Raw genomic sequence first — 26,589 nt, forward strand, 5'->3', positions numbered from 1 at the left:
CAGGTTATTGTCAGGAACGCTAGAGTTCATCGTTGCCTACGCGCTGACGTCCAACATCTCCGCCTCGTGCAGGTGGATCAAGACCGCTGCAGCGGGTGGGCTTACGTCCTGCGCACGAGCGAAAGTCACGGCTGCCTCGAACACGTCTCCGTTGTGATGAACCTCGGGTAGTCCCACAAACCGATAACCCGTAAAGTTGTCCTGATCAATTACGGCAACCGTGGCGACCGATCCAGCGCGGAAATTTGCCAGGTGCCGACCGGTTGGCGGTTCGTAATAAAAGAGTGTGCGTTCATCCCAAATACGAAGCGAACTCGTTGGTCCAACCGCAGGAGCCCCTTCCGGTGTAGCCGTAGCCAGCACCGGAATGTCCGTCTCAAGCAGAGCTCGCATGTGCCCCGTCAAGCGAAAACCACCACGCAGTCGCCCCGCGAATCCTTCGGCAAATGCCGCGCTATCACGAACAAATGGTGAACCCAACGGTGGCGCACCGGCGCGGAGGGACGCGTCAAGGAATCGCTCCATCTTCTCAGGATCTTCGTCTCGCAGAAACACCACCAACATACGCAACAGTCCATGCACCGTGGTGGCTGGGTCCGCTGAAGTCTCCAAAAGTCGCATCGCAGCCTGGTGATTGCCCGCCCGCGCTTGCTGAAACAAGCCAATTGATTCCAACCAAATGCCATCGCGCCACGTCTCTACTGTCACGTTTACTCCGATCTGGCTACTGACTGTTTGGTGTGAGTACCTCGCTACGCTCCATCATATGTTCGCCATGCCGTAGTTACAAACACAGCTAGCACGTAGACACGGAACCTATCGTGTGATACTACTAGATATGCGCCTAATTAGTTCATCAACACACAAGATATTGTGTTTTTATGATGTCCGCTTCAGTCAATGAGTGAGGAGAGATCGCTGTGCATACTCCAGCGAAGAAACCCCCGGATGCACTCCCGGTTCGAGAAATACCAGTCAAAGAGTCCCCGGATCTGGTGTATTTTTCCAGCGTTTCGGAGAACACCCATCGCTTCGTGGAGCAGCTGAACCGACCGGCCATACGAATTCCGCTGCGCCCGAGAAGTGAAGGGTATATCCGTGTCTCACGCCCTTTCGTGCTCGTTGTCCCCACCTACGGGGGTGGGGAGCGCTCTGGTGCGGTACCCAAGCAGGTGATCAAATTCCTCAACGACCCGATCAATCGGTCTTTGATCCGCGGTGTGATCACGGCGGGAAACACCAATTTCGGTCAGCACTACTGTCTGGCCGGACCGATCATCTCCGCCAAATGCAAGGTACCGGAGCTGTATCGCTTTGAACTCTTAGGAACGCGGCGCGACATCGAGCTGGTGGACACCGGACTGACTCGCTTCTGGGACCAAGCCGACTCCCAAACCTTTACCTCCACTCCAAGCTAAGTCGAAAGGAAACGGTATGACGATACCCACCACGGATGCTCCTGAGGTCACCGGAATCGGTGAGCGCAGGGACTACCACGCACTCAACGCCGAGCTGAACCTGTTTGCTGCTGACGGCTCGATCCAGTTTGATAAGGATCGCCAAGCAACCCAGGCGTACCTGGATCAGCACGTGGCCCCCAACACCAAACGCTTTGATTCAGTGTGGGAAAGACTGCACTGGTTGGTGGACAACGACTACTACGAGAAAGATTTCCTCGCCGCGTACTCAGAAGAGTTCGTCACCGCTGTATACGAGCGTGCCGAGAACGCCGGTCACCGTTTCCAGACCTTCTTGGGCGCCTTCAAGTTCTTTACAGCGTACGCTCTGAAAACCTTTGACGGATCCCAGTATTTGGAGGGGTACCCCCAGCGAGTCGCTACCACGGCTCTATACCTGGGTCACGGGGACGAAGTATTGGCTACCCAGCTGGTTGATGAGATGATGTCTGGCCGTTTTCAACCGGCTACGCCCACCTTCCTCAACGCCGGAAAAGCCCAACGCGGTGAACTAGTTTCGTGCTTTTTGCTGAGGATGGAAGACAATCTGGAATCCATTGGTCGCAGTGTCAACTCTGCGCTACAACTGTCTAAACGGGGCGGCGGAGTAGCGCTACTGCTGTCAAACCTTCGTGAGGCGGGGGCGCCGATCAAGAAGATCGAAAACCAGGCTTCCGGAGTTGTTCCCGTGATGAAGATCCTGGAAGACTCATTTTCCTACGCCAACCAGCTAGGGGCACGCCAAGGCGCAGGTGCGGTGTATCTACACGCCCACCATCCCGATATTCTGCGGTTTCTCGACACCAAGCGTGAGAACGCCGACGAGAAAATCCGTATCAAGACGCTTTCTCTTGGTGTCGTCATCCCGGATGTGACGTTCCATCTTGCCAAGGCTAATAAGGACATGAACTTGTTCAGTCCCTACGACGTTGAGCGCGAATACGGAACCCCACTATCAGACCTGTCAGTCAACGATCACTATGACGAGCTGGTCGCCAATCCACGGATCCGCAAGTCCACCATCAAGGCCCGTGAGTTCTTCAAAACCCTGGCTGAGCTACAGTTCGAGTCCGGTTACCCCTACGTACTGTTTGAAGACACGGTCAACCGCGCTAATCCACTACAGGGCCGGATTAACATGTCCAACCTGTGCAGCGAAATTCTGCAGGTAAATACACCATCTCGCTACGATGGCGCCATCGGCTACCAGGAAGTCGGTCGTGATATTTCGTGCAATCTGGGTTCACTAAATATCGTCGCGGCGATGGCCTCTCCGGATTTCAGTGCCACGGTGGAGACGGCCGTTCGGGCACTCACCAGTGTCTCAGATCAGACCAACGTGGATGCTGTTCCGTCAGTAGCTGCCGGTAACGAAGCCTCACACGCCATCGGGCTAGGCCAGATGAACCTGCACGGCTACCTGGCCTCTCAACGCATCCATTATGGTTCCGAGGAGGGCATTGATTTCACCGACATCTACTTCCTGACTGTCACCTATCATGCCTTGCGTGCCTCCAATCGGCTGGCGATTGAACGTGGGAAGGCCTTCGAGGGTTTCGAAACCTCGTCCTATGCCGACGGTAGCTATTTCGACAAGTACACCGAGAAAGAGTGGCAGCCAGCCACCCAACGAGTCCGGGATCTGTTCGCGAGCGCTGGGGTCGCCATCCCGTCGCGCGACGACTGGGAGAAGCTGCGTGACTCGGTGACCGAACACGGGATCTATAACGCGTATCTGCAGGCCATCCCGCCCACGGGTTCCATCTCGTATGTCAACAACTCCACCGCCTCGATCCATCCGGTGGCGGCCAAGATCGAGATCCGTAAGGAGGGAAAGCTCGGCCGAGTCTATTACCCGGCACCGCATATGACCCACGACAATCTGGAGTTCTACCAAGATGCCTACGAGATTGGATACGAAAAGATCATCGACACCTACGCCGCCGCGACACAGCACGTGGATCAGGGGCTGTCGTTGACGCTGTTCTTCCGAGATACCGCCACTACCCGGGACATTAATAAGGCTCAGATTTATGCCTGGCGTTCCGGTATCAAGACTCTCTACTACATCCGATTGCGCCAGCCGGCCCTGGGAGGCACAGAAATCGAGAACTGTGTCTCCTGCGCCCTGTAACCACTGACCACCCTCTCTGTCGAAAGAAGAACGATGACTGCGACCCACTCCAACCGTCCACTCACCGAAATCTCCGTGACCCCACCGTCCTACCGCCACGACCCCACTGCCCGGTTGCGCCCGATTAACTGGAACCGCGTCGACGATGAGAAAGATCTCGAGGTCTGGAATCGACTCACGGCAAATTTCTGGCTACCAGAAAAAGTGCCCCTCTCCCATGACATTCCCGCCTGGCAGAAGCTCACCGAAGAAGAACGCACCTTGACCATGCGCGTCTTCACGGGGCTCACGATGCTCGATACCGTCCAGGCCACCGTCGGGGAGATTTGTCAGATTCAGGATGCACGCACCGAGCATGAAGAGGCGATCTATACCAATATCGCGTTCATGCAGTCCGTACACGCGCGCTCCTATTCATCGGTATTCACGACTCTGACCTCAACACCGGAGATCGACAATGCCTATCGGTGGGCGGTCAACAATGACCTGCTGCAACAACGGTGCAAGAAGGTGTTGGCTCACTATTATGGCGACGACCCACTGAAACGCAAGGTGTCCTCGACCCTGTTGTCGTCACTGTTGCTTTATGCGGGTTTCTATCTGCCGTTGCATTTCTCGGTCCACGCCACGCTGACCAATACTGCCGATATGATTCGGCTGATCCTGCGTGATAAGGCAGTCCACGGGTACTACTCCGGCTATAAGTACCAACGGGGCCTGGAAGCCCGCACGGCTAGTCAACAGAAGGAAATGCGAGAGTTCACCCTCAACCTGCTGGACGATCTCTACGAGCTAGAGCTGCAATATTCGGGTGAACTCTATGAGCCTCTGGGACTGATGGATGACGTTGCCGTCTTCGTGCGGTATAACGCCAATAAAGCACTGATGAACCTGGGGTATCCGCCGCGCTTCTCGTCAGAAGAAACCGAGGTCAATCCCGAAATCCTGGCCGCTTTGGCTCCCGGGGCGGACGAAAATCACGATTTCTTCTCCGGGTCTGGTTCCTCCTACGTGATCGGCACAGCCGAGGATACCAGCGATGACGACTGGGACTTCTAAGTTCGACCCCCAACCTGTTAGCCAATGAGTACAAGATGAGTACACGAAAGGAATTCTGATGACCAAAAACATTTCCGTGCTTGTCGGTAGTCTGCGTCGTGGCTCTTATGCCCGCAAGATCGCCCGCAATGTGCTTGACTACTTCCCCGACGGCTATAACGCTCAAATCGTGGAGATCCGGGATCTGCCCCTCTACGATTTCGACTACGATGACCCGGAGGTCCCTGATAAACCGACCCCTGAGCAGTACACGAACTTCCGGAATACCATTAAAAATTCCGACGGTGTCTTGTTCGTCACCGCAGAAAATAACCGCACCATTCCGGCCTGCTTGAAGAATGCTGTTGATATCGGTTCCAAGCCGAATAATGATGTCGTGTGGAAAGGTCTTCCCACCGGCATCATCAGCCACTCGGTGGGACGTATGGGTGGCTATAGCTCACAGAAGAATCTTCGGTTGGCCCTGTCTTACTTTGACATGCCCACCCCCGGCCAGCCCGAGGTCTTCTTGCCGCAGTCACCGACTCTGCTTGATGACAACGACCAATTTGTCCAAGACTCCACTGTTGAGTTTCTTCAGGACTACGTGAAGCGTTTTGTCGAAATCGTCGAAGAGGTGGCACATAAGAAATAAGCCACAGAGCAAACTCCTACGACGGCGGCAGTTCCAGGATCGGTGTGTTCGTCATATCGCCATGACGAGCGTGAGAACTGCACCAATGATGATACAGCATCTAGATCACGGGTGCGAATAAACGCTTGGTTCAATCATCTCGTCATCATCAGAATGCTTTCGATCAGGATGCCGTTCGGAAGAGCTGGTCAATGCTCAATCCGTGCTCGTCGTGCAGGACATCAGCATTGCCGGTGACAGAGACGAGAGCTGAAGATTTGTTCGGGAGTCGACCTGGCACGGAGTCGGAGAGGGCTCCCGAGAGGGCCGCTTCTTGCGACTGGAGCTCAGCGACCGGATCCTGTGCGAGGTCGTTTCGGACTTGAGGCAAGGCTCGTGGGTTTTTGATGACCTCAGTGATCATAACGAGGTTCGCACGCCTGAAAACCTAGTCATGTCACCCACATAAAAAAGAACCGCACCATCGTGCGGTTCTTTGGTGGAGGTAAGGGGACTCGAACCCCTAACCCTCTGCTTGCAAAGCAGATGCGCTACCAGTTGCGCCATACCCCCAAGTGTTTAGTTGGGTGGGACCTCATCAGTCGCCTCTTCCCAGATAGTCCGGGTTTTCACGTCTCGGGCGATGACAAATCCTAACGCACCAGCTCCAAGCGCCACTGCGAGGGTCACGATGAGTTTCTTCATGTGATCTCCTGTGGTCTTGGTGTCGGTGGTGGGCGTACCAGGACTTGAACCTGGGACCTCTTCGTTATCAGCGAAGCGCTCTAACCGCCTGAGCTATACGCCCGAACCTATCTCGAGGTCGCCCTCAAGACGAGAACCTACCTTACCCGGAATTTAACAGAACTCCAAATCCGGTTCAGTCATCGGTGAGCGTGACGCCCACACCTCCAACGAGGGAGGCTGAAATGTTGTAGATCAAGGCTGCCAGGATGGACAGCAACGTAATTAAGACCACGTTCACCACGGCAATAATGGTCGACACGGAGGCCACCTGGCTGAGTGAGACGAGCTCTTGGATAGTCTGTCCACCGCCCTCAGTGCCCAGGATGGTTCCGATCAGGGCGTTGACCTCGTCGAAGATGCCGGTCAAATCCATCACGGTCCACAACACCACGCCGGCCACCACGGTAACCACACCGAAGGCAACGGAGAGCAGGAAGGAGATCTTCAACACCGACCACAAGTCAATCTTGGCGAGTACCAGCTTGGCTCGACGCACCTTGGCTTTCGGTGCAGGACGCACCAAACCTTTGGTATTCTTCTTGCCTTTAGGCGCGTTCGACCCCGCAGTGGGCTTTGTGCCAGCTGGGGCAGCCGGTGCTACTTTCTTCGGACCTTGAGTCTGACGGGCAGGTTTTTTGCCCTGCGGGGCTGTTCTGACCTGCTGTTGAGGGACTTGAGGTGGCTGTCCAGAGGGCTTTTTCTGTGGCCCTGGAGTGCTCGATTGACTCACGACTGTCCTTCCTCCGTACGGTGATCAGTTTCCAAGGCTACTTCAGAATTCTGATCAGTGGGCTCAAGACCGACAGTGTCCGGCGTCTTGTCAACATTGTCCACATCGGGTTCTTGATCAATCGGGTGGTTTAGCGCCACGGCAACAATGGAATCCTTGGGACCTGGCTTGGCAAAGATGACGCCCATGGTGTTGCGACCTCGGATCGGCACCTGCGATACCGCTGAGCGGACCACGTTACCGGACTTCATGACCACCAGCACCTGCTGGTCTTCGGTGACCACGAGTCCACCGACCAGCCCACCACGGGCTTCTTGCAGGTTGGCGACCTTAATGCCGTACCCGCCGCGGTTCTGCAACCGATACTCATCAGCTGAGGTGCGCTTGGCGTATCCGCCATCGGTGACTGTGAAGATATAGGAGTCATCACAGATCACGCCCATGCTCAGCAACTCGTCATCGTCCTTGAATTTCATGCCGGTGACACCCGAGGTGGCCCGGCCCATGGGACGCAACGCCTCATCGGTTGCGGTGAACCGCAGGGACTGACCGTTACGAGAGATCAACACCAGATCATCGTCGGCGCTGACCAGTTGGGCTGCGACCACTTCATCGTCTTCGCGCAATTTGATCGCGATGACACCGGCAGTGCGTGGCGAGTCGTAATCTTCCAAGCGGGTCTTTTTCACCAGTCCCTGCTTGGTGGCCAGCGCCAAGTAGGGCTGATCCTGGTAGGTCTTCAACGTCAGGACCTGGGCAATGTATTCATCGGGCTGGAAGGCCATCACATTAGCCACGTGCTGACCCTTGGCATCGCGACCGGCCTCTTGCAACTCGTAGGCCTTGACTCGGTAGACGCGACCAAAGTTGGTAAAGAATAAGATCCAGTGGTGGGTGGAGGTGGTGAAGAAATGCTCCACCACGTCTTCACCCTTTAGCTGTGCACCGCGAACGCCCTTACCGCCACGGTTCTGAGCACGGTAGTGGTCGATCCGGGTGCGTTTGACGTAACCGCCACGGGTAATGGTGATGACCATTTCCTCTTCGGGGATAAGGTCCTCCATCGACACGTCACCGTCATAACCATAGAGGATTTCGGTGCGACGCTCGTCGCCGTGGCGCGCGATGATCTCACTCATTTCTTCGGAGATGACCTCGCGCTGACGGATCGGGGAGCCCAGGATCTCGTTGTACTCGGCGATCTTGGCCTGAAGCTCGTCGTATTCATCCTGAATATTCTGCGCTTCTAGCGCAGCCAGTTGCCGCAATTGCATCAGCAGGATCGCACGGGCCTGATCATCATCGATGTCCAGTAGCGTCTTGAGTTCTTCACGGGCGACATCGGCCGAGGCCGAGGCGCGAATGGTCGCAATAACCTCATCGAGCATGTCCAGAGCTTTAAGCAGACCACGCAGAATGTGGGCGCGTTCTTCGGCCTTGCGTTTACGGTAGGCGGTACGACGCACGATGACATCGACCTGGTGTTTCACCCAGTAGTGGATGAACCCATCCAGCGACAGGGTCCGCGGGACTCCATCAACCAGTGCCAACATATTGGCCGAGAAGTTTTCCTGTAGAGCGGTGTGCTTATACAGGTTATTCAACACGACCTTGGGCACCGCATCGCGCTTGAGCACAATGACCAGCCGTTGTCCGGTGCGACCCGAGGTCTCATCGCGCAGATCTGCAATGCCGGACAGCTTGCCGTCCCGGACCATTTCGGCGATCCTGGAGGCCAGATTATCTGGGTTGGTCAGATACGGTAGCTCGGTGACCACCAGGCAGGTTCGGCCCTGGATCTCCTCGACGTTAACCACTGCGCGCATGGTGATCGAACCACGCCCGGTCCGGTAGGCCTGCTCAATACCCTGGTGGCCCAAGATCTGTGCCCCGGTCGGGAAGTCAGGACCTTTGATGCGTTTCAGCAGTTCTTCTAAGAGTTCTTCCCGACTGGCTTCGGGGTGGTCCAGATACCACTGGACACCATCGGCCAGTTCCCGCAGGTTATGTGGCGGGATATTGGTGGCCATTCCGACCGCAATACCCGAAGAGCCATTGGCCAACAGGTTCGGGAACCGGGCAGGTAGCACCGTGGGTTCTTGTTGCCGACCGTCGTAGTTGTCCTGGAAGTCCACGGTATCTTCGTCAATATCGCGGACCATCTCCATCGCCAGGGGGGCCATTTTGGTCTCGGTATACCGTTGGGCGGCGGCCCCGTCGTTGCCGGCTGAACCAAAGTTGCCCTGGCCCTGGGCCAGTGGGTAGCGCATCACCCAGTCTTGGATCAGACGCACCAGCGCATCGTAGATGGCCAAGTCACCGTGGGGGTGGTAATTACCCATCACGTCACCGACCACACGGGCCGACTTAGAAAAGGAGCGGTCCGGACGGTAACCGCCATCGTACATGCCGTAGAGCACACGGCGGTGGACCGGCTTGAGACCATCACGCACATCCGGCAGAGCACGTCCGACGATCACGGCCATGGCGTAATCGAGGTAGGAGCGTTTCATCTCCGACTCGAGATCGATGTGTTCGACCTTGTCTTGATTGATGATCTCTGGAGGTAGTTCGTCACTCACGCTGTTTTAATCCTTGGGTTTTCCAACACGGGCTTCTTCGGACTCGCAGGCACCACGCGATCTCTGATTAGATATCGAGGAACCGGACATCCTTGGCGTTTTGTTGAATGAAGTTTCTGCGAGATTCCACATCCTCGCCCATCAGCATCGAGAAGACCTGATCGGCTGCGGCAGCGTCATCCATGGTGACCTGTAGCAACGTGCGGTTCTGCGGATCCATAGTGGTTTCCCACAGTTCCTGGTAGTCCATCTCTCCCAGTCCCTTATACCGCTGGATGCCGTTCTCCTTAGGCAGCCGCCAGTTCTTCGCCAAACCGGCTTCCAACCGGTCATCACGTTCTGCATCGGAGAACACGTAGTCGTGGGGCTGATTCGACCACTTAATCCGGTACAGCGGGGGTTGGGCCAAGAACACATGACCGCGTTCGATCAGCGGGCGCATGTAACGGAAGAGCAGGGTCAACAGCAAGGTGGTGATGTGCTGACCGTCCACATCCGCATCCGCCATCAACACAATCTTGTGATAGCGCAACTTCTCGATATCGAATTCTTCACCGATACCGGTACCGAACGCGGTAATCATGGCCTGAACTTCCGCGTTCGATAATGCTCGATCTAGCCGGGCCCGTTCTACGTTCAGGATCTTGCCACGCAGAGGCAGAATGGCCTGGGTAATCGGATTGCGACCCTGCTTGGCCGAACCACCCGCAGAGTCACCCTCGACAATGTAAATCTCGCACTCTTCGGGACTCTTTGAGGAGCAGTCCGAGAGCTTACCGGGCATGCCGAAGGATTCCAGCGGAGACTTCCGCCGGGCTTGATCCCGAGCTTTGCGGGCTGCCAACCGGGCCTGGGAGGCCAGGATGGCTTTGCGAATAATCTCTTTAGCCGGCGCGGGGTTGCGGTCTAACCAGTCGGTCAGTTCGGAGGTGATCACACCCTGGACGAAACCGCGGGCCTCGGAGTTGCCGAGCTTGGTCTTGGTCTGGCCTTCAAACTGTGGCTCGGAAAGCTTCACTGAAATAACTGCGGTGAGTCCCTCACGGATATCGTCACCGGTGAGGTTATCGTCTTTATCCCGCAACAATCCGTTGTCTCGAGCGTAACGGTTGATCAAACCGGTCAAGGCCGCGCGGAAGCCTTCTTCGTGGGTACCACCCTCGTGGGTGTTAATGGTGTTGGCGTAGGTGTAGACCGATTCAGAAAAAGCAGTGGTCCACTGCATGGCCACTTCCACAGCCATCTGGCGATTTTCGTCCTCGGATTCGAAGGCGATAATGTCCTCGTGCACCGTTTCGGTGCGCTTGAGTGAGTTGAGGTGCTGCACATAGTCGAGCAGGCCATCTTCGTAGTAGTAGCTCACCGAACGCTGTGAGGGGGTGTCTTCGGTTTGACCTTGCTCGGCCAATCCGGCTTCATCGGGCTGATCTTGCGCAGCACTGGCGCCGACGATCTCATCAGACTGGACCTCATTGGAATCCAGATTGCGCTCATCGGTCAGGGTAATCCGTAGGCCCTTATTCAAAAACGCCATCTGCTGGAAGCGGGCGCGCAACGTCTCAAAATCGAACTCGACGGTTTCGAAGATCTCCGGGTCCGGATAAAAGGTCTGGGTGGTACCGGTCTGCTCCGTTTCTTCCCCGCGTTCCAGTTGCTGATCGGTGTGACCGCCGTTGTGGAAACTAATTCGCCACACATAACCCTGGCGACAGATCTCGGTATAGACCCTGGTGGACAACGCATTCACCACGGAGACACCCACACCATGCAGACCACCAGAGACCGCATATCCGCCGCCACCAAACTTGCCACCGGCGTGCAGGATGGTCATGACCACTTCAACCGTAGGCTTGCCCTCAGTGGGATGCAGATCGACCGGAATACCGCGGCCATTATCAGAGACCCGCAGGCCACCATCGGCCTGAATGGCCACGTCGATGGTGTCGCAGTATCCTGCCAGGGCTTCATCGACCGCATTGTCGACGACCTCGTAGACCAAATGATGCAGACCCCGGGAAGTGGTGGATCCGATATACATACCGGGCCGTTTACGAACGGCTTCCAAACCTTCCAGGACGGTAATGTCTCCGGCGTCATAACTGTGATCCACTTTGGATAGTCCAGCTGAGTCCGGTTGGTCTGGTTGAGACAGGGTCTCTGGCTGTTCATCGGCCACGGTCGACAGGGGCTCCTCGATCGGAAAAATAGGACTTTTGGCAACGATAACTCGCCGCGCACATCCCGTTATTCTACGCCATCAAGTCCGATCCACGGAAAAAATCGGGCCCTCAGTGGAGAAAACATGCCCAAATCGTGACATAACGGCCGCTTCGGCGTGATGGTAGAGCTTCTTCTGAACAGCATCTCGACCTCGCTGGTGCTAGCCCGGCAAATCCGCGTTGAGCGAGATCGTGGGTGGGTTATCCGTAGGTGTCGCGCGGACCTCGACCGCGCACCACCCGCGGGCCTTTACGCCAGCTGGGGGCAGCGGGTCCGTTAATGGTGATCTCTCGTACCACCTCACGACCCAGAGCCGTATTGATCCGTTGCAGGATCTGGGCAGACATCAATCGCAATTGAGTGGCCCAGCTGGTGGTCGAACACCGTACCACCAGCACCGCGTGCTCGAAACTTTCAATCTGACAGTGTTCAGCCACCTGTGGTCCGACCAGGTCCTCCCACCGTCCCAAGACCGATCCGACCGCGACCGGTTCTTTCCAACCCCGGTCAGCGACTAGACCCCCGAAAAGCTCATCAAGGGATTTCACTTTCGGTAAGGGTGAGGTGAATTGATTATCAACGTCAGCGGCAGCTCGCCGGCGCACCGATGGGGCCCGTCGTGTTCCCCGGCGCGAAGAACCTCGCCGCGACCGGTGCACGCTCGGGTCGGGGTCGCCGGGGGTATATCCGGCTTGGGAGACGGTGCGACGTACTCGTTGTAGGGCGGCAAATGCCGCGTCAATTCTGTCGTGGTCCACCCCGCAGATCGCATCGAGTTCATCTGCTGCCATCATCATCTAGTCCTCTGGCCCGTTGGTCTCAGTAGTGGGCACCTGGGAGATCCCGTGATCGCAGCGCACTGGGAACCGCGGACCGTGAAGTGTGTGCGGCACATCCTCGGCCACCGCAGCGGTGACAATCACTTGATCAGCCTCGGTGGCGATCTGGGCTAATTTGTCACGCCGTTGGGCATCGAGTTCGGCGAACACATCGTCGAGAATCAAGATGGGTCGGTCCTGGCCACCGGGCCGATCCTCGGCGAGCACCTGATAGCTGGCCAGTCGCAAACCAAGCGCAAAAGACCATGTTTCCCCGTGGGACGCATAGCCTTTGGCCGGGGCAGGCCCCAGCGTGAACTGCACGTCATCACGGTGAGGCCCCACCAAGGTCAGTCCGCGATCTTGTTCCTGATCATGAACGGCCTGCAACTCCTGATGCATCGCTTCAGCCAGAGCAGTTTCGTCCGGGACCACCGGGTGTTGCCCGGTAGCTAATCCCACGGTGGATTCGTAACTGAAACCGGCATCTTTCATACCCGGTGCTAGGGCTTGATAGGCGGTCTGCAGAGGCTGAGCCAAGAGCTTCAAGACGTGTAACCGTCCCCAGAGAATTCTGGCGCCGGCCTGGGCAAGATATTCGTCAAAAACGTGACGGGTGCTTTCTTCATCGGCACCCCATCGGCGGGATTTTTTTGCGGACTTATACAGGGCATTGCGCTGTTTTAACACACGCTCGTAGTCCCGCCGGGCATCGGCCATGACTGGTCGAAGCTGCACCGTGAGGTCGTCAAGAAAATTCCGACGCACCGAAGGATCTCCGTTAATAAGGTGCAAATCTTCCGGAGCAAATAAGACGCACCGCACTAAACCCAAACCCTGCTTGGCCGGTTGCGGTGCTCCACGGTTGATGGACACCCGATTGGATTTGCCAGGATTGATCTCCAGGTCGATACCGACAGCACGTTGATCGTGGTGAATGCGGCCTCGGATATGGGCTTGGTCTGCGCCAAAGCGAATCAGCGGTCCATCGTGTGACACCCGATGCGAATGATGGGTAGCTAAATAATTTATCGCCTCGGCGATGTTGGTCTTGCCGACCCCGTTGTATCCCACCAGGACATTGGTACCTGGTTCGAAAGTCAGGTCCAGTTGCTGATAGGACCGAAAGTTTGTCAGTGAGAAAGCCGAAATGTAGACCATCAGTCAGCGATGCGAATCGGCATGACCAGATAGCGGAAGTCCTGGAGTTCCGCTCCTTCGGGTTCACTCTGACCGGTCAGCAATGCAGGTTTAGGAGCGGTGGTGAAGGCAAAGTGGGAGTAATCGGCATTGACGACGTTGAGTCCCTCAAGCAAGTAGGTGGGGTTGAAGGCCACCGTGATGTCGTCTCCCAACAGTCGGCACGGCACCGATTCATTCGCCGAGGCATCATCTCCTGCCCCGGCGTCAAGGTAAACCTCGTTACCGGTGAACGCCAAACGCAACGGAGTATTGCGTTCCGCGACCAAGGCCACGCGCTTGACCGCATCAATTAAGGGCGTTGATTCCACCACTGCGTGGATCGGACTGGACTCGGGAAACAGGGCCCGAATCTTCGGGTAATCACCATCAACCAACAGGCTGGTGGCACGACGGCCACCGGACGAGAACCCGAGGATCTCGGTTCCTGAGTCGCTCTGATTGAGTCGCAACGACAGTTCGCCACCACCACCCAAGGACTTGGCAACCTCGGACAGTGTGCGAGCTTTAACCAACACGGAGGTCGACATCGCCGGATCGGTTGGTGTCCAGGTGATTTCTTTCATGGCCAATCGGTACCGGTCGGTGGCCAGAAACGTCATCTGATCCCCGTCGATCTCAATCTTCACCGCAGCCAGGACCGGCAGAGTGTCATCTTTAGAGGCTGCCGCGGTGACCTGGTGAACTGCTTGAGCGAACGTGTCACCGTCGACCGTTCCCGAAATGTCAGGTAGCTCAGGCAAAGTCGGGTACTCACTGACCGGCATCGTCGCCAGGGCAAATCGCGAATTCCGACACGTCAGAACAACTTTGGAGCCATCGAGCTCGACGGTGACGGGTGCATGAGGAAGAGATTTGACGATGTCATTGAGCAATTTGCCGGAAACCAGAATTTGTCCCGGCTCTTCGATATCGGCTTCGACTTCCAGTTGTGCGGAGGTTTCATAATCGAAGCTCGCGATGGACACGAGTTGATCTTCGGCTGTGATCAACAATCCCGACAGTACAGGTACTGGTGGGCGAGAGGACAAAGAACGGGCAGCCCACGATACAGCGTCGGTGAGGACGTCACGCTCGATAGTGAACTTCAGGCTCGGGCTGCCACTACTGGCCGAGTCTGTAGAGAACTCCTCTAGACTGAACGTCACGCTGCTCTGCCTCTCATGATCGGGTCTATCGCACGCCTAAATGGCGTGACTACGAGCTCAATAATGACAGAAATGAGCTCATGAGTCATTGCAAGCTTAGCGGATTGTGAGTTTTCATGTGATCCGCTGTGAACAGCTTCTCGGTTCCTCTTCTGTCGTCGAAGCAAACGCGAAGTGTCTGGAAGGTTGTTGTTCTGTAGATGGGGATTTTTAAGGGTAAGTGGTGTTAATAAGTCCTGTGGATAATGTGGATAAGCGGTTGCTCAGCGCTCATTCTGCGGTTGAATTTGTGGAGGGTCGCGTGGAGTGTGCTCGTGTGGGCTGGGGATTGTCGTGGAGTTTCTCGGCGTGGCTGTTCAGCAGATTCACAGGGAAGAGGGGGTGTATCCAAAGGGTTTTGGTATTTCTCCCCGTTTTATCCCCAGAGTTATCCACACCTGTTTATGGGGGTTGAATGTTGTGTGTGGATAAGTTGTGGATATACCTGGACGATTGTGGATACATGGTCTCCAGCTTTGGACAAATCTCCGTATTTGGCGGGTTTAACGGTGTGGACCAACATTCAAGTTGAACTTGAGGTGAATAAAAGAAAACCTTCAAGCTGAGGGTGACTTGAATATCACAGGAGTATCTCTAGCGATTAGTTGTGCTTATTACGTGCTGCCTGTTTGATGAGGTTGGTTAGCTCCATGACTTGGTTATAGATCGTGCGACGTTCACCCATCAGGTCACGAATCTTTCGGTACGCGTGCATCACGGTGGTGTGATCTCGTCCGCCAAGCTCTGCACCGATGCGTGGTAGGGACATCTCCGTTAGCTCACGGAGTAGGTACATCGAGATCTGCCGGGCATTGACCAATTTTTTGGTTCGAGATTTCGATTGCAACTCTTCGAGTGTGAAACCGAAGTACTTCATGGTCTCGTCAAGGATCAATCCAGACGTAATCTCCTGGGAATCGGCATCAGGGATCAAGTCCTTGAGAACATGCTCAGCCAGAGAATAGTCAATCGGCTGACGATTCAACGAAGCGTAGGCAGCAACGCGAATAAGTGCGCCTTCCAGCTCGCGAATATTCGTCGAGATCCGTGAAGCGATGTACTCCAGGGCATCTGTGGGGACATAGAGACCGTCAGATTCCGCCTTCTTATTCAGAATCGCGATACGAGTTTCTAGATCTGGCGGTTGAATATCTGTGGTGAGACCCCATTCGAAGCGGGACCGTAGTCGTTCTTCGAAACCCGAAAGTTGCTTTGGTGGTAGATCAGAGGTAATTACCACTTGCTTATTGTTGTTGTACAGAGCATTGAAGGTGTGAAAGAACTCTTCAACCGTGGCTTCTTTATTGGCCATGAACTGAATGTCATCGATCAGCAAGATGTCGACGTTTCGATAGATCTGCTTAAAGCTGGCACCTTCATCATGACGAATGGAGTTAATAAAGTCGTTCGTAAATTCTTCGGAGTTTACGTACCGGACTCGCAGACCGCGATAAAGCTCTTGGGCGTAGTGACCGATGGCGTGTAGCAGGTGAGTTTTACCCAGCCCAGACTCTCCGTAAACGAACAGCGGGTTATAGGCCTTCGCCGGGGCTTCAGCCACCGCATTGGCTGCCGCGTGCGCAAATCGATTGGACGAACCTGTGACAAATGACTCGAAGTGGTATCGAGGATTCAACCGGGTACGTTCTTCTGAGTCTGCCGGGGTTGCATCAATTGTTTCAGGTTCGGGACTAGGAGCCGGGTTCGTTCTGGCGCTCAGTACCGTGGTGGGGTTCGAGTAATCCTGGTCATGACGTGGTCGAATCGAGTCCTCTGTCGCAAACCGTCGCGCAGAGTTATCAACGTAGTTATCCACAGCGTGATGCCGGTCATAGGAAGGTTCGGAGGAGCGAACTGGTTCCGCGGTGACAGGTTGCAGACTTGCATCAATCGAGAAGGCGCAACGGAGATCAGTTTGAAAGACCTTGTGCAGGGCCTGGCTCAGAGTAGCCTGTAATTGGCCCTCAAGAACTTGTCGAGTGAGTTCATTTGGCACGGTGAGAAGAAGTGTGTTCCCAATCAGCCCTTGAGGCACTGCCAGATCCAAAAACCCCATTTGACGTGCACTGACTTGTCCTGTGTCTTTGATCTCTTGGACAACGTGACGCCACGAACTTGTGATTGAGTCATCTGGAACCACGAGACTCTCCTCTTCACGACCGCTGTGGTCGTGATGTTAGTGACCTATCGTAACTGGTGTTGTGGACTGTCCAGTTCAGGCCGTGAGACCGCCCTGGTCCCATGACCACGAGGGGGTCTGAACATGAACAGGACAACTGGTCGTGCCAACGACCAGTGGTAATAGCCTAGCGTGATCACGCGGGAAATGAGAGTTATGCACAGTGTTATTCACAGCATGTGCGAAGGTTGTTGAGAAAGTGTATCCTCGTGGATTTGACGTATCGATCGGAAAGTAACTATTCTTGACAGGTCTGTGTTCGTGCTACCGCGTAGCGTAGTGCGCTATTCAAAGACCAATGACCTTGAACTGACACCGAGTTCATTAACGCCTGGTGGATGACTGACGTCCTGGGTGTACGGTGCAAGACCATATAGCTTGGAGAATTAACCATGAGTAAGCGGACTTTTCAGCCGAATAACCGCCGTCGCGCCCGCAAGCACGGTTTCCGTGCTCGGATGCGGACCCGGGCCGGTCGTGCAGTGCTTTCCGCACGCCGGGCCAAGGGCCGGGCGCGCGTTTCTGCCTAACTATTTTGATCCTTTAGCGCAGTACCTGCCGGTCGTGATCGCGTGTTGCCACGAATGAACCGGATCAGAAAGGGCAAGGACTTTGCACGGACAATTCGTTCCGGCACCCGCGCTGGGGGCCGGAACATTGTCGTATCTGTGGCTTTTCAGCAACAGAGTGAGAATCCTGAAGGTCTTAGCCCAACGCGGGTGGGATTCATCACCTCAAAGGCAGTGGGCAATGCGGTTACGCGCAAAACCGTACAACGACGCTTGCGTGCTGCTGTAGCCAGTCTTTTCCAAGAGGACCACTTCCCCGTGGGAGATCATTCTTCACCTGCGCAAGATGTTGTGATTCGTGCTCTGCCTCGGTCAGCTCAGGTTGACTATCATGAGTTAAGGTCCGATGTGGCTGGCCAATGGCTACACGCGATGAAGAAAATGGCCCAGCGTGACAGAACAAGCATGACAGAAATGGCAGAAGACTAAGGTATGCCCGTTGAATCGCCCTACATCACGTTAAGCCCGGGAAAGCAGTGGGGTCGGTTTCGTGCCCTGCCTTCTGATGCTGTTGCCTCGGTGCTTATAGCGTACCGGGCTGTGATCTCGCCACTGTATGGTCAAGTGTGCCGATTCTTTCCGAGTTGTTCGGCCTATACACTCGAAGCTGTCTATCGACACGGTGCCATTAAAGGAATGGGCTTAGGCATGTGGCGAATTCTTCGTTGCCACCCGTGGCAGTCTGGTGGAGTTGATCCGGTTCCGCCAAGTCATAGAGTTTGGCCAGAGGGTAAATTGCCCAAGATCATTAGACTGAATCACCCGCAAGTACCGGAAGAACACGGCTCACACACAGCAGAGGAAAACTGAACGCCATGGGATTTTTCGATGTCATACTGTTTCCCTTCAAATGGGTTGTCTCCTGGATTCTGAGTATTTTTCACAGTTTCTTGAGCTTTTTGGGCTTGGGCTATGATTCCGGTTGGACCTGGACGCTAGCGATTGTGCTCTTGGTGATCACCATCCGCACCTTGCTCTTGCCCCTTTTCGTGCGCCAGATCAAATCCCAGCGTGCCATGCAGGCGATGCAGCCTGAAATTAAGAAACTCCAGCAGAAGTACAAAGGGAAGAAAGACCAGCTGTCGCGTCAGGCGATGGCTATGGAGCAGCAGGCGCTGTTCAAGGAACATGGGACCAGTCCATTCTCAGCCTGTCTGCCCATGCTTGTTCAGATGCCATTCTTCTTCGCGCTATATCAGGTACTTAACGGGGCATCTCATGCAGCGGCAAACGGCGAGAACATCGCGGCCTTGAGCCATGAGGAAATCTCCTCATTTGCCAGATCGAGCATCTTCGGCGCACAAATGCAGGACACCTTCCTGGGATCGACCGGTGAGAACCTCGACTGGTCGGTCATCATCGTGGCTGCGGTGATGATTGTCTTGATGTCTTCGTCGATGTTCTATATGCAACGGATGCTGATGAGCAAGAACATGACTGAGGCAGCGATGACCGGCCCCTTTGCGCAGTCGCAGAAGCTGATGCTGTACGTTTTGCCTTTGGTGTTCGCCATCGGTGGCATCAACTTTCCTATTGGCGTTTTGGTCTACTGGACCGCAACAAACTTCTGGGCGGTTGGCCAGCAGTTCTACATTATTCGTCGGAACCCGGCCCCTGGCTCGCAGGCGGAACGGGAGCTAAATGAACGCCGTGTGGCAAAGGGTCTTGAACCCATTGGTAAAGCAGCTGAGGAAGCGCGGGCTAAGGCCGAAGCGAAAGCAAATAAGCCGAAAGGCCAGCGCCAGCAACCTGTGAGAAAGAGTAGAAAGAAACGATGACTACTACTGAAGAACTCAATAACGCCGTCGATCCTGACGATACTCTTGATGAGCAGAGGGTCAAAGCCCAACAGACTGAAGAATCGGTCTCGACGATCGAAGAAGAGGGCGATCGCGCTGCCGATTATATTGAAGAGCTTCTTGACATTGCCGATCTTGACGGAGACATCGATATTGAGGTGCGAAATGGTCGCACCTACGTTTCTGTTGTCACCGACGGTGAAGATGACGGGTTACGGGGCTTGATTGGTGCCAAAGGCAAAGTCCTTGAAGCACTCCAGGAACTGACAAGACTGTCGGTCTTGTCGTCGACCGGCCAACGATCTCGACTCGTGTTGGATATTGCCGGGCATCGACAGCAACGCGAGGTTGAGCTTCGCTCACTGGCTGAAGACGCGATTGCTGAGATTAAGGACGGCGAAAAGGACGAAGTACACCTGAAGTCGATGTCGCCCTATGAGCGCAAGATCATTCACGACGTCGTGGCTGAAGCGGGCCTAGTCAGCGAATCCCAGGGGCAAGGCTCACGCCGCCACGTGGTCATTTCCGCCGACAACTGATGAAGGATGGATCCCTATGGCCGAGGATCAGCATCATGGGCAGGTCGATTACGACACCGCCTTAGCCATCAGCCGATTGAGTGAACAACCGCAATGGATTCAAGGTGCTGTGCGGGAGATTTATGGCAAGGCGGGCGAGGTTGCCCAGCGTTATGTGAATCATCTGGTGACGACGGGTGTTGAACGGGGCCTTTTGGGCCCACGCGAAATCCCGATTATGTGGGAACGTCACGTGTTAAATTGCGCCGTTGCGCAGACATTGTTTCCTTCGGGCGCACTGGTGGCCGATGTTGGATCAGGAGCCGGTTTACCCGGTATTGCCTTAGCCATAGCCCGACCCGACGTTCAGTTTGTACTTGTTGAACCATTAGAGCGACGGGTGCTGTGGTTAGAGGACGTGATCGGGGACCTAAGTTTGCATAATGTAGATGTGGTGCGTGCCCGGGCTGAACAGGTGGTAGATACCCTCGACGTTGATGTCGTGACTGCACGAGCCGTGTCTGCCTTGAAATCACTCATCCCATTAACTGCGCCGCTTTTGCACGGAGACGGTGAACTTCTAGCGCTCAAGGGACGTAGTGCTGCGGAGGAAATTTCGAAGGCACAGAAAGTACTTCGCACGCATCGGGCCAAGGACGTCACAGTCCTGACCTGCGGGGATGACCTGCTTGAGATTCCCACGACCGTTGTCAGGGTAACGTTTGGGGATAGACTGGGGTAGTCAATAGTGTCGCCGTCATGGCATCGGAGTGTGAAAAGCGCGTATGAGCAATAACGATTCCTCAACGGCTGCCGAGTCGCAATCCTCGGCTACGCCGCTGGCTGCTGAGATCGCATCCGAGGCGAAACGACGGCAACGTTTGGACTCCAAGAAGATTCCGAAGCCCGGGCGCACACGTATTCTGACTGTGTCCAATCAAAAGGGCGGCGTTGGAAAGACGACCACCACGGTGAATCTTGCCTCCGCATTGGCACGTGGCGGTATGAACGTCATGGTGATTGATGTGGACCCCCAGGGCAACGCGTCAACTGCTCTGAACGTGGAGCATTCACAGGGTACCGACTCCATCTACGATGTTCTTATTAATGACTTTGAGCTGCACGAAGTGGTTCAACAAAACCCAGAAACGGATTCCTTGATCGTAGTCCCGGCCAGCATCGATCTGGCTGGTGCGGAGATCGAACTAGTGTCATTGGTCGCCCGAGAGCATCGGCTGGCTAGAGCGCTAGCGCGGTATCTCGAATACCGGAAGAAAAAAGACTTGCCACGGCTTGACTACATCTTCATCGATTGTCCTCCTAGTTTGGGATTGTTGACTGTCAACGCTTTGGTGGCAGCGAAGGAAGTTTTGATCCCTATCCAAAGCGAGTATTACGCGCTTGAGGGTCTATCCCAACTGACCAAGAACATTCAAATGATTCAAAAGCATTTGAATGAAGAACTCGAAGTATCAACTATTATGTTGACTATGTACGATGGTCGCACCAATTTGGCGATTCAGGTCGCGGAAGAGGTTCGCGAGTTTTTCCCGGATCAGGTGCTTGATGCCGTCATTCCGCGTAATGTTCGGATATCCGAGGCACCCAGTTTTCAGCAGTCTGTGATGACTTATGATCCTGCTTCGTCAGGTGCTTTGAGTTATCGAGAGGCTGCTCTCGAGATTGCTGAACGTGGGCGTAAGCAAGGTCGTTAGTATCGCGTTATCTTGTTGTTTGCCTCGTGCCGAGGCTCCTTCTCTGTGGCGTGTACGCCGTTTCACGTGGAACGGTTACCATATAAGGGGAGGTTATCGTGAGTACAAAGAAGAATAAACGCGGTCTTGGTCGGGGTCTGGGCGCTCTTATCCAACCCGAGGTGGGACCAGTTAATGCTGAAGACAGCACGGAGAATGTGTCTCAACCGGCAGAGAAACTGTCCGAGGAGGCTAGCCAAGGCGCTCCTGCTGGTGGTACCAATGCTCAAGCGGGGAGCTCTGGGGTAGCAGCCGGTACCCGGTCTCGTCCCTCAGACCTCTTCTTTGAAACATCTAGAGAGCAGGGTCAGGATCAACGCAGAGATCGATATCGTCGTCCATCGATGCCAAATCCTCTAGCGGCACACCGGGAGACTTCAGGGAGTCAGAGAACGGGTTGGCTGGACGGCGAACAGAGCGTTCCTGTATCAGATAGTCGCCTAGTTTTGCTTGACCTAGAGCAAATCACACCGAATAGACAGCAGCCACGCCAGGAGTTTGACGAAGATGAGCTTCAAGAGCTGGTCGCATCGATTCGTGAAGTGGGCGTGCTACAACCAATTGTTGTGCGTGAAATTGGTGAGAGCACGTATGAGTTAATCATGGGCGAACGTCGCTTCCGTGCTTCCCGCTTTGCGGGATTGTCGTCTATTCCTGCGGTTATCAGGGATGCAAGTGATGACCGTATGCTCGTGGAAGCGCTCGTAGAGAACATTCATCGTAGCGACCTAAATCCACTGGAAGAGGCTGCAGCCTATGAGCAACTGTTGAAAGACTTTGGGTGGTCTCAAGAGCAACTGTCGAAGAATATCGGAAAGTCGCGTCCAGCAATTTCCAACAGTCTTAGGCTGATGCAGTTACCGGCGTCAGTACAGTCTAAGGTGGCGGCCCGGGTCCTGTCTTCGGGTCATGCGCGCGCTCTATTGGGTGTTGAAGATCCAGCTGTGATGGAAACAATTGCTGACCGCGTGGTTTCTGAGGGGTTGTCTGTTCGGGCCACCGAGGAGCTCGTGAGTCTCTATCGTTCTCGTAAGCCTCATGCTCGTCGAAGCGTTTCACGTGGAACACAGACATTCGATGATCTCGCTGCTATGTTCTCTGACGAATTGGATACGACAGTAGACATTCGGTTAGGTGCTAAGAAGGGCCGGATCTCCATCGATTTCGCCTCGGTAGAAGACCTGAACAGGATCATGGCGCTGATCCAGCCTTCACAACGGCAATAGCCGAAGAGTTTTTGCGAGGCCTGACCCGTACGGTCGGGCCTCGTTTTGTTTCACGTGAAACACGGCTTCCGATGTGGTACATGAATTCTGAATGCGACGCCTTTCTCCGAGATCACATGTGCACAGACGCCACGGTGCTGTCGCTGTTGATACCATCAACGAGGGCTGAGAGCGTGATACCGACTAGCCCGGATACATAAGTTCCACGTGAAACATTGCGTCCCGAGCAGACAGTCATGCTCGTGGGTACTCCTGGTTTGACAACCAATTTCACATTCAGCAAAACCCGGCTAAGGGTAAAGCGAGCCGTGCGACATCAATGAGCTACAGCTTATGCGCAGGCAGTAAGAAAGGTGGCATGATCGACGGGACAGTTGCGGGTATGAGGACATGCAACCTCGTGGTCAATGATTGTGTCTCCAATCCTACGAAAAGAGGATGATTGGGCATCGGACTAGGCGTATGAGTTAGTTCGTACTCCAGGTGATTTAGCAAGCATGATTGGACTTCCACAGCTGCGAATCGATAGGTGGCACAGATCGTAAAAAAAGAGGACGGTGGTTTCACGTGAAACCACCGTCCCGGGTAAAACGCGGTATTTTCTTATTTCAGAAGGTCCGCAAATTCAGACTCGAGTGCTGGCTGTGGTTTCGCACCGATCGAGGTCGCGACCTTCTCACCATTCTTAAAAGCCATCACCGCAGGGATGCTGGTAATGCCGTACTGCGAGGCAACCTGGGGATTATCGTCAACATTGAGCTTTGCAACGGTAATTTTATCCGCGTGCTCTTCTGCCATCTTCTCCAGAACGGGAGTCAGCATCCGGCACGGACCACACCATTCTGCCCAGAAGTCGACGAGTACAGGTTTATCGTTCTCGAGGACTTTCTCCTGAAAGTCTGCATCGGTAACGTCGATAGTTGCCATTTCAACTCCTAAAGGTTGATAACTAAGTATTAGCCTAGATTTATAAGGTAGTGTTCAACATCTTGTGCTGCTACACAGCCGGTACCGGCGGCCGTGACGGCTTGGCGATAGGTAGGGTCGATGACGTCTCCGGCGGCAAACACGCCGTCAATGTTGGTCTGGGAAGACGGATGCGCAACCTTGATCGTGCCATCATCGTTGAGGTCCAAAACATCTTTGACGAGTTCGGTGCGAGGGTCCTGACCGATAGCGACAAAGAGGCCGGAGATATCCAGGGTTGAGCGCTGGCCAGTCTTCAGGTTTTCAATGCCGGCAGTGTGAAGTTTATCTTCTCCGGAGAGATGTGTGACCACGGAGTCCCAGATGAACTCGATCTTGTCATTTTCAAGAGCGCGCTGTGCCATGATGTGGGATGCTCGGAGTTCATCACGACGATGAATCACGTAGACGTTTGAGGCAAATTTAGTGAGGAAGAGTGCTTCCTCCATGGCGGAGTCACCGCCGCCCACCACAGCGACTTGTTGATCGCGGAAGAAAAAACCGTCGCAGGTCGCACACCAGGAGACACCAAAACCGCTCAGGCGTTGTTCGCCGTCAATCCCAAGGTGACGATAAGCGGATCCCGTGGCAATAATTACGGTACGCGCACGGTAGCTGTCCCCATTACCGAGTGTCACGACCTTAGGATGGGATGCCAGATCGACATCTACCACATCCTCATACTGAATATCAGCGCCGAAGCGGCGGGCCTGGGCCTCAAAATTGGCCATCAGTTCTGGGCCCAAAATCCCATCGGGGAAACCAGGGTAGTTTTCAACATCGGTGGTGTTCATCAGCTCGCCACCGGCGGTGACTGATCCAGTGAAAACCACAGGGTTGAGATTGGCCCTGGCAGTATATATTGCTGCGGTGTACCCAGCGGGACCCGAACCGACGATGATCACATTGCGGACATCGTTGGCATCAACTTCCGTCACGGTGATGACCTCTACTTTCCGACATCAGCTACCGGGTTTGGTGGAAACCAACGGAGTGATGTGCGTGCACAGTCTGTTTACTCATCCAGCCTTAACGGTAAGGCAGTGACGGATATTCCATCACCCTAATTCACGGTAATTTCAGCGATATTCAGCCCATAGGGCAGATCGGGGGACGCATCGGCAGCCTGTGGCAAATCAGTGAAGTTAATAATGACATACTGCCCGGTAACCGGCTCACCATCCTCGCTCGACACCGAGGCGGTGTAGCTCGGCCCGGTAAAGGAGCCTTCTGCTACGGCAGTTCCATCAGCCGGGTTCTCAGTATTTGAGACGAGTACCTGGAAGCTTCCGCCGGATCCACCGTTCTGGTCGATGTTGACCTCGGTGATCTCGGAGTCTTCCTCCAGTTCAACGACGAGAGCAAGATTTCGGGCGAAACCACCAAACTGCGATTGAGCAAAAGACAATGAACGCCACGAGGTCGCCGCATCACCATCGACTGCTAACGGAAGCTGGTCGTCGGTTTGGGAGCTAAGATTCGGTGAATCGGGGACCACGCGGGAGATGCCGGCAATAGACGGCGCTGGGGCCACCGGTGAGGCGTCGTCATCCGCGGACTCGCCATCTTGTGGCTCTTGCTCGCCCTGCTCGTTGGGCTGGGCCGAAGACGTCGGCTCGGCCACGGGTTCCGAACCGCCACGTCCCAGGAAGGTAAACATCAGCACGACGGCGACGACGAGGACCAAGAGCAACAGGACAGCGCCAATCCATCGACCGGTCCCGCCGCCCTGGCGTTCTTCGGCGTATTCCATCGCATAGCTGTCGCCGTATCCGCCACCGGATGTCGCCGGCTGGGGTGCGGAGGCGGAACCACCGACTGTGGCGGAATTGCCCATAGCTTGGGCGACGCGTTGTTGAACATTCTGCGGTGCTGGGTCCTTAGCTGTGGGAACCTCTGATGCCTCGACACTGGCAGCGGCTGCTTCAGCAGCCGGAGCCTGACCGGCCGGTTCCTGACCTGTCTTCTCCGGGGTGTCGTCAGAGTCGTCGATCACCGGAATCGGACCGGTTTGTACCGACTCGGAGTCCGAATGGCTCACGGGTTCGGTCGGTACGGTCGATTCATCGTCTGCGTGACGCGGACCGTGATCAGTGTCCTGATCCGCTTGGCCCGAGTGGTCATCGTGGTCCTCGTGACGTGTCGGGCCGGCACCCACGCCGGCAGCAGCGGCACCCGCACCGGCATCGCGGGCTGGGCGGGACGTCGTGTTGGGGTGGGGAGTGTCTCCAGGACGGACGAGCTTAGAGGGATCGTCGGTGCGGTTCAACGAGTCGTTGAGGCGATCGGAGATCCGGTTGAGGAATTTCGACCGATGTGGCTGTTGCTCCCGGCTAGCGGCCACATCGGAATCTAGGCTGGAGTAGTACTCGTCATCGTCGTCGTAGGTCTGGGGCTCGTAGGACCGAGATTCACCGAAGATTTCGGATCCCAGGTTCTCAGTGTAAAAGGGCTCGACGTAGACCTCGTGGCCGGTTACCAGGGAGAGTAAGGACTGTGGGTCAGTCTCCCCGGCGGAAATCAGGTAGGTGCGGTCGTCCGACAAGCCCAGGTCCAGGACCTGAACGTCGGAGGAACGTTCTCCGGTAGCCAGTTGCCGGGCTGAGGTTGCGACCTGGGAGGCGTGATCGGGGGAGGCCACCAGAATCATTACTTCACGATTGAGTACTTGATCGAGTCCGGTAAGGATCACATCTTGCTCAGCGGTGGCCAAAACCTGTCCGGTAATCAGGTACCGTCCGCCCAGCACGTTACCTTCGTCGAGTTGTGCCACGATCTTTCCTCCAGGGTCGGGTTAAGAGTTGGTCGTGGTCGGCAGAGACCATTTATTC

General features: G+C 55.2%; 25 protein-coding genes and 2 tRNA genes. 12 read left to right on the top strand and 15 right to left on the bottom strand.

From position 1 onward, the window contains the following. Positions 1 to 36 precede the first annotated feature (36 nt). The gene (locus QDX22_RS08420) at positions 37 to 708 is read right to left on the bottom strand and encodes a pyridoxamine 5'-phosphate oxidase family protein (protein WP_110099186.1); all 672 of its coding nucleotides are present in this window, start codon (positions 706 to 708) and stop codon (positions 37 to 39) included. A gap of 260 nt (positions 709 to 968) precedes the next feature. Between QDX22_RS08420 and nrdI the strand changes: the two genes are divergently transcribed. Genes nrdI through QDX22_RS08440 form a run of 4 tightly spaced genes read left to right on the top strand, consistent with a single transcriptional unit; the run spans position 969 to position 5,284 of the window. Continuing rightward, positions 969 to 1,418 (top strand): class Ib ribonucleoside-diphosphate reductase assembly flavoprotein NrdI, encoded by a 450-nt coding sequence (gene nrdI / locus QDX22_RS08425; RefSeq protein ID WP_210403498.1) that lies wholly within the window; start codon positions 969 to 971, stop codon positions 1,416 to 1,418. Positions 1,419 to 1,434: 16 nt separating this feature from the next. After that, positions 1,435 to 3,591, top strand: coding sequence for a class 1b ribonucleoside-diphosphate reductase subunit alpha (gene nrdE / locus QDX22_RS08430; protein ID WP_110110657.1), 2,157 nt, complete (start codon positions 1,435 to 1,437; stop codon positions 3,589 to 3,591). A gap of 33 nt (positions 3,592 to 3,624) precedes the next feature. After that, complete coding sequence (gene nrdF, locus QDX22_RS08435) at positions 3,625 to 4,650, top strand: class 1b ribonucleoside-diphosphate reductase subunit beta (protein WP_110099183.1); 1,026 nt, start codon at positions 3,625 to 3,627, stop codon at positions 4,648 to 4,650. A gap of 58 nt (positions 4,651 to 4,708) precedes the next feature. Next, the gene (locus tag QDX22_RS08440) at positions 4,709 to 5,284 is read left to right on the top strand and encodes an NADPH-dependent FMN reductase (RefSeq protein WP_210403469.1); all 576 of its coding nucleotides are present in this window, start codon (positions 4,709 to 4,711) and stop codon (positions 5,282 to 5,284) included. Between the two features lie 163 nt (positions 5,285 to 5,447). On the opposite strand, the gene QDX22_RS08445 is transcribed toward QDX22_RS08440, so the two are convergent. The 11 genes from QDX22_RS08445 to dnaA form a co-directional block, all read right to left on the bottom strand. After that, complete coding sequence (locus QDX22_RS08445; RefSeq protein ID WP_110099181.1) at positions 5,448 to 5,687, bottom strand: hypothetical protein; 240 nt, start codon at positions 5,685 to 5,687, stop codon at positions 5,448 to 5,450. Between the two features lie 73 nt (positions 5,688 to 5,760). After that, positions 5,761 to 5,836: transfer RNA gene (locus QDX22_RS08450), tRNA-Ala, on the bottom strand. Positions 5,837 to 5,842: 6 nt separating this feature from the next. Next, positions 5,843 to 5,968, bottom strand: coding sequence for a hypothetical protein (locus tag QDX22_RS08455; protein ID WP_255410756.1), 126 nt, complete (start codon positions 5,966 to 5,968; stop codon positions 5,843 to 5,845). 26 nt (positions 5,969 to 5,994) lie between these two features. Then, positions 5,995 to 6,071 (bottom strand) — tRNA-Ile (locus tag QDX22_RS08460). 72 nt (positions 6,072 to 6,143) lie between these two features. Next, positions 6,144 to 6,740 carry a DUF3566 domain-containing protein gene (locus QDX22_RS08465; RefSeq protein WP_110110659.1) on the bottom strand — a complete coding sequence of 199 codons (597 nt, stop codon included), beginning with the start codon at positions 6,738 to 6,740 and terminating at the stop codon, positions 6,144 to 6,146. Beyond that, a complete protein-coding gene (gene gyrA, locus QDX22_RS08470) occupies positions 6,737 to 9,253 on the bottom strand; it encodes a DNA gyrase subunit A (RefSeq protein ID WP_283533083.1) in 2,517 nt (838 codons plus the stop codon). The genes QDX22_RS08465 and gyrA overlap by 4 nt, the downstream gene beginning before the upstream one ends. A gap of 136 nt (positions 9,254 to 9,389) precedes the next feature. Continuing rightward, positions 9,390 to 11,474, bottom strand: a complete 2,085-nt coding sequence (gene gyrB / locus QDX22_RS08475) for a DNA topoisomerase (ATP-hydrolyzing) subunit B (RefSeq protein ID WP_199223051.1) — start codon at positions 11,472 to 11,474, stop codon at positions 9,390 to 9,392. A gap of 268 nt (positions 11,475 to 11,742) precedes the next feature. Then, positions 11,743 to 12,339, bottom strand: coding sequence for a DciA family protein (locus QDX22_RS08480; protein WP_233487918.1), 597 nt, complete (start codon positions 12,337 to 12,339; stop codon positions 11,743 to 11,745). After that, positions 12,340 to 13,521, bottom strand: a complete 1,182-nt coding sequence (recF, locus tag QDX22_RS08485; RefSeq protein ID WP_279717746.1) for a DNA replication/repair protein RecF — start codon at positions 13,519 to 13,521, stop codon at positions 12,340 to 12,342. Beyond that, a complete protein-coding gene (gene dnaN, locus QDX22_RS08490; protein ID WP_279718193.1) occupies positions 13,521 to 14,651 on the bottom strand; it encodes a DNA polymerase III subunit beta in 1,131 nt (376 codons plus the stop codon). Before dnaN ends, recF begins: the two co-directional genes overlap by 1 nt. A 697-nt stretch (positions 14,652 to 15,348) precedes the next feature. Beyond that, positions 15,349 to 16,887, bottom strand: a complete 1,539-nt coding sequence (gene dnaA / locus QDX22_RS08495) for a chromosomal replication initiator protein DnaA (RefSeq protein ID WP_110110662.1) — start codon at positions 16,885 to 16,887, stop codon at positions 15,349 to 15,351. Positions 16,888 to 17,318: 431 nt separating this feature from the next. Here dnaA and rpmH point away from each other — a divergent pair, with 431 nt between their 5' ends. The 8 genes from rpmH (at position 17,319) to QDX22_RS08535 (ending at position 22,792) form a co-directional block, all read left to right on the top strand. After that, entirely contained in the window at positions 17,319 to 17,456 is a 138-nt protein-coding gene (rpmH, locus tag QDX22_RS08500) for a 50S ribosomal protein L34 (protein ID WP_110100922.1), read from the top strand. Between the two features lie 54 nt (positions 17,457 to 17,510). Then, positions 17,511 to 17,924: a ribonuclease P protein component gene (gene rnpA / locus QDX22_RS08505; protein ID WP_255434407.1), complete on the top strand. Its 414-nt coding sequence runs from the start codon at positions 17,511 to 17,513 to the stop codon at positions 17,922 to 17,924. 3 nt (positions 17,925 to 17,927) lie between these two features. Then, entirely contained in the window at positions 17,928 to 18,305 is a 378-nt protein-coding gene (gene yidD / locus QDX22_RS08510) for a membrane protein insertion efficiency factor YidD (protein WP_279672654.1), read from the top strand. Between the two features lie 5 nt (positions 18,306 to 18,310). Then, complete coding sequence (yidC, locus tag QDX22_RS08515) at positions 18,311 to 19,273, top strand: membrane protein insertase YidC (protein WP_110100919.1); 963 nt, start codon at positions 18,311 to 18,313, stop codon at positions 19,271 to 19,273. After that, positions 19,270 to 19,833 carry a Jag family protein gene (locus tag QDX22_RS08520; RefSeq protein ID WP_279672655.1) on the top strand — a complete coding sequence of 188 codons (564 nt, stop codon included), beginning with the start codon at positions 19,270 to 19,272 and terminating at the stop codon, positions 19,831 to 19,833. Before yidC ends, QDX22_RS08520 begins: the two co-directional genes overlap by 4 nt. A 16-nt stretch (positions 19,834 to 19,849) precedes the next feature. Further along, positions 19,850 to 20,554 carry a 16S rRNA (guanine(527)-N(7))-methyltransferase RsmG gene (rsmG, locus tag QDX22_RS08525; RefSeq protein ID WP_279672656.1) on the top strand — a complete coding sequence of 235 codons (705 nt, stop codon included), beginning with the start codon at positions 19,850 to 19,852 and terminating at the stop codon, positions 20,552 to 20,554. A gap of 43 nt (positions 20,555 to 20,597) precedes the next feature. Then, complete coding sequence (locus QDX22_RS08530) at positions 20,598 to 21,527, top strand: ParA family protein (RefSeq protein WP_279672657.1); 930 nt, start codon at positions 20,598 to 20,600, stop codon at positions 21,525 to 21,527. 98 nt (positions 21,528 to 21,625) lie between these two features. Next, positions 21,626 to 22,792, top strand: coding sequence for a ParB/RepB/Spo0J family partition protein (locus QDX22_RS08535; RefSeq protein ID WP_279717747.1), 1,167 nt, complete (start codon positions 21,626 to 21,628; stop codon positions 22,790 to 22,792). A 603-nt stretch (positions 22,793 to 23,395) separates the two neighbouring features. Here the strand turns inward: QDX22_RS08535 and trxA are convergent. The 3 genes from trxA to QDX22_RS08550 form a co-directional block, all read right to left on the bottom strand. Beyond that, complete coding sequence (gene trxA / locus QDX22_RS08540; protein WP_122548967.1) at positions 23,396 to 23,719, bottom strand: thioredoxin; 324 nt, start codon at positions 23,717 to 23,719, stop codon at positions 23,396 to 23,398. A 29-nt stretch (positions 23,720 to 23,748) separates the two neighbouring features. Further along, entirely contained in the window at positions 23,749 to 24,702 is a 954-nt protein-coding gene (gene trxB / locus QDX22_RS08545) for a thioredoxin-disulfide reductase (RefSeq protein WP_279696588.1), read from the bottom strand. Positions 24,703 to 24,821: 119 nt separating this feature from the next. Then, a complete protein-coding gene (locus QDX22_RS08550; protein ID WP_279717748.1) occupies positions 24,822 to 26,531 on the bottom strand; it encodes a hypothetical protein in 1,710 nt (569 codons plus the stop codon). Between the last annotated feature and the right edge of the window lie 58 nt (positions 26,532 to 26,589).

It is taken from the genome of Auritidibacter ignavus, from assembly GCF_029853775.1.
In the GTDB taxonomy this organism is placed as follows: Bacteria; Actinomycetota; Actinomycetes; order Actinomycetales; family Micrococcaceae; genus Auritidibacter; species Auritidibacter ignavus.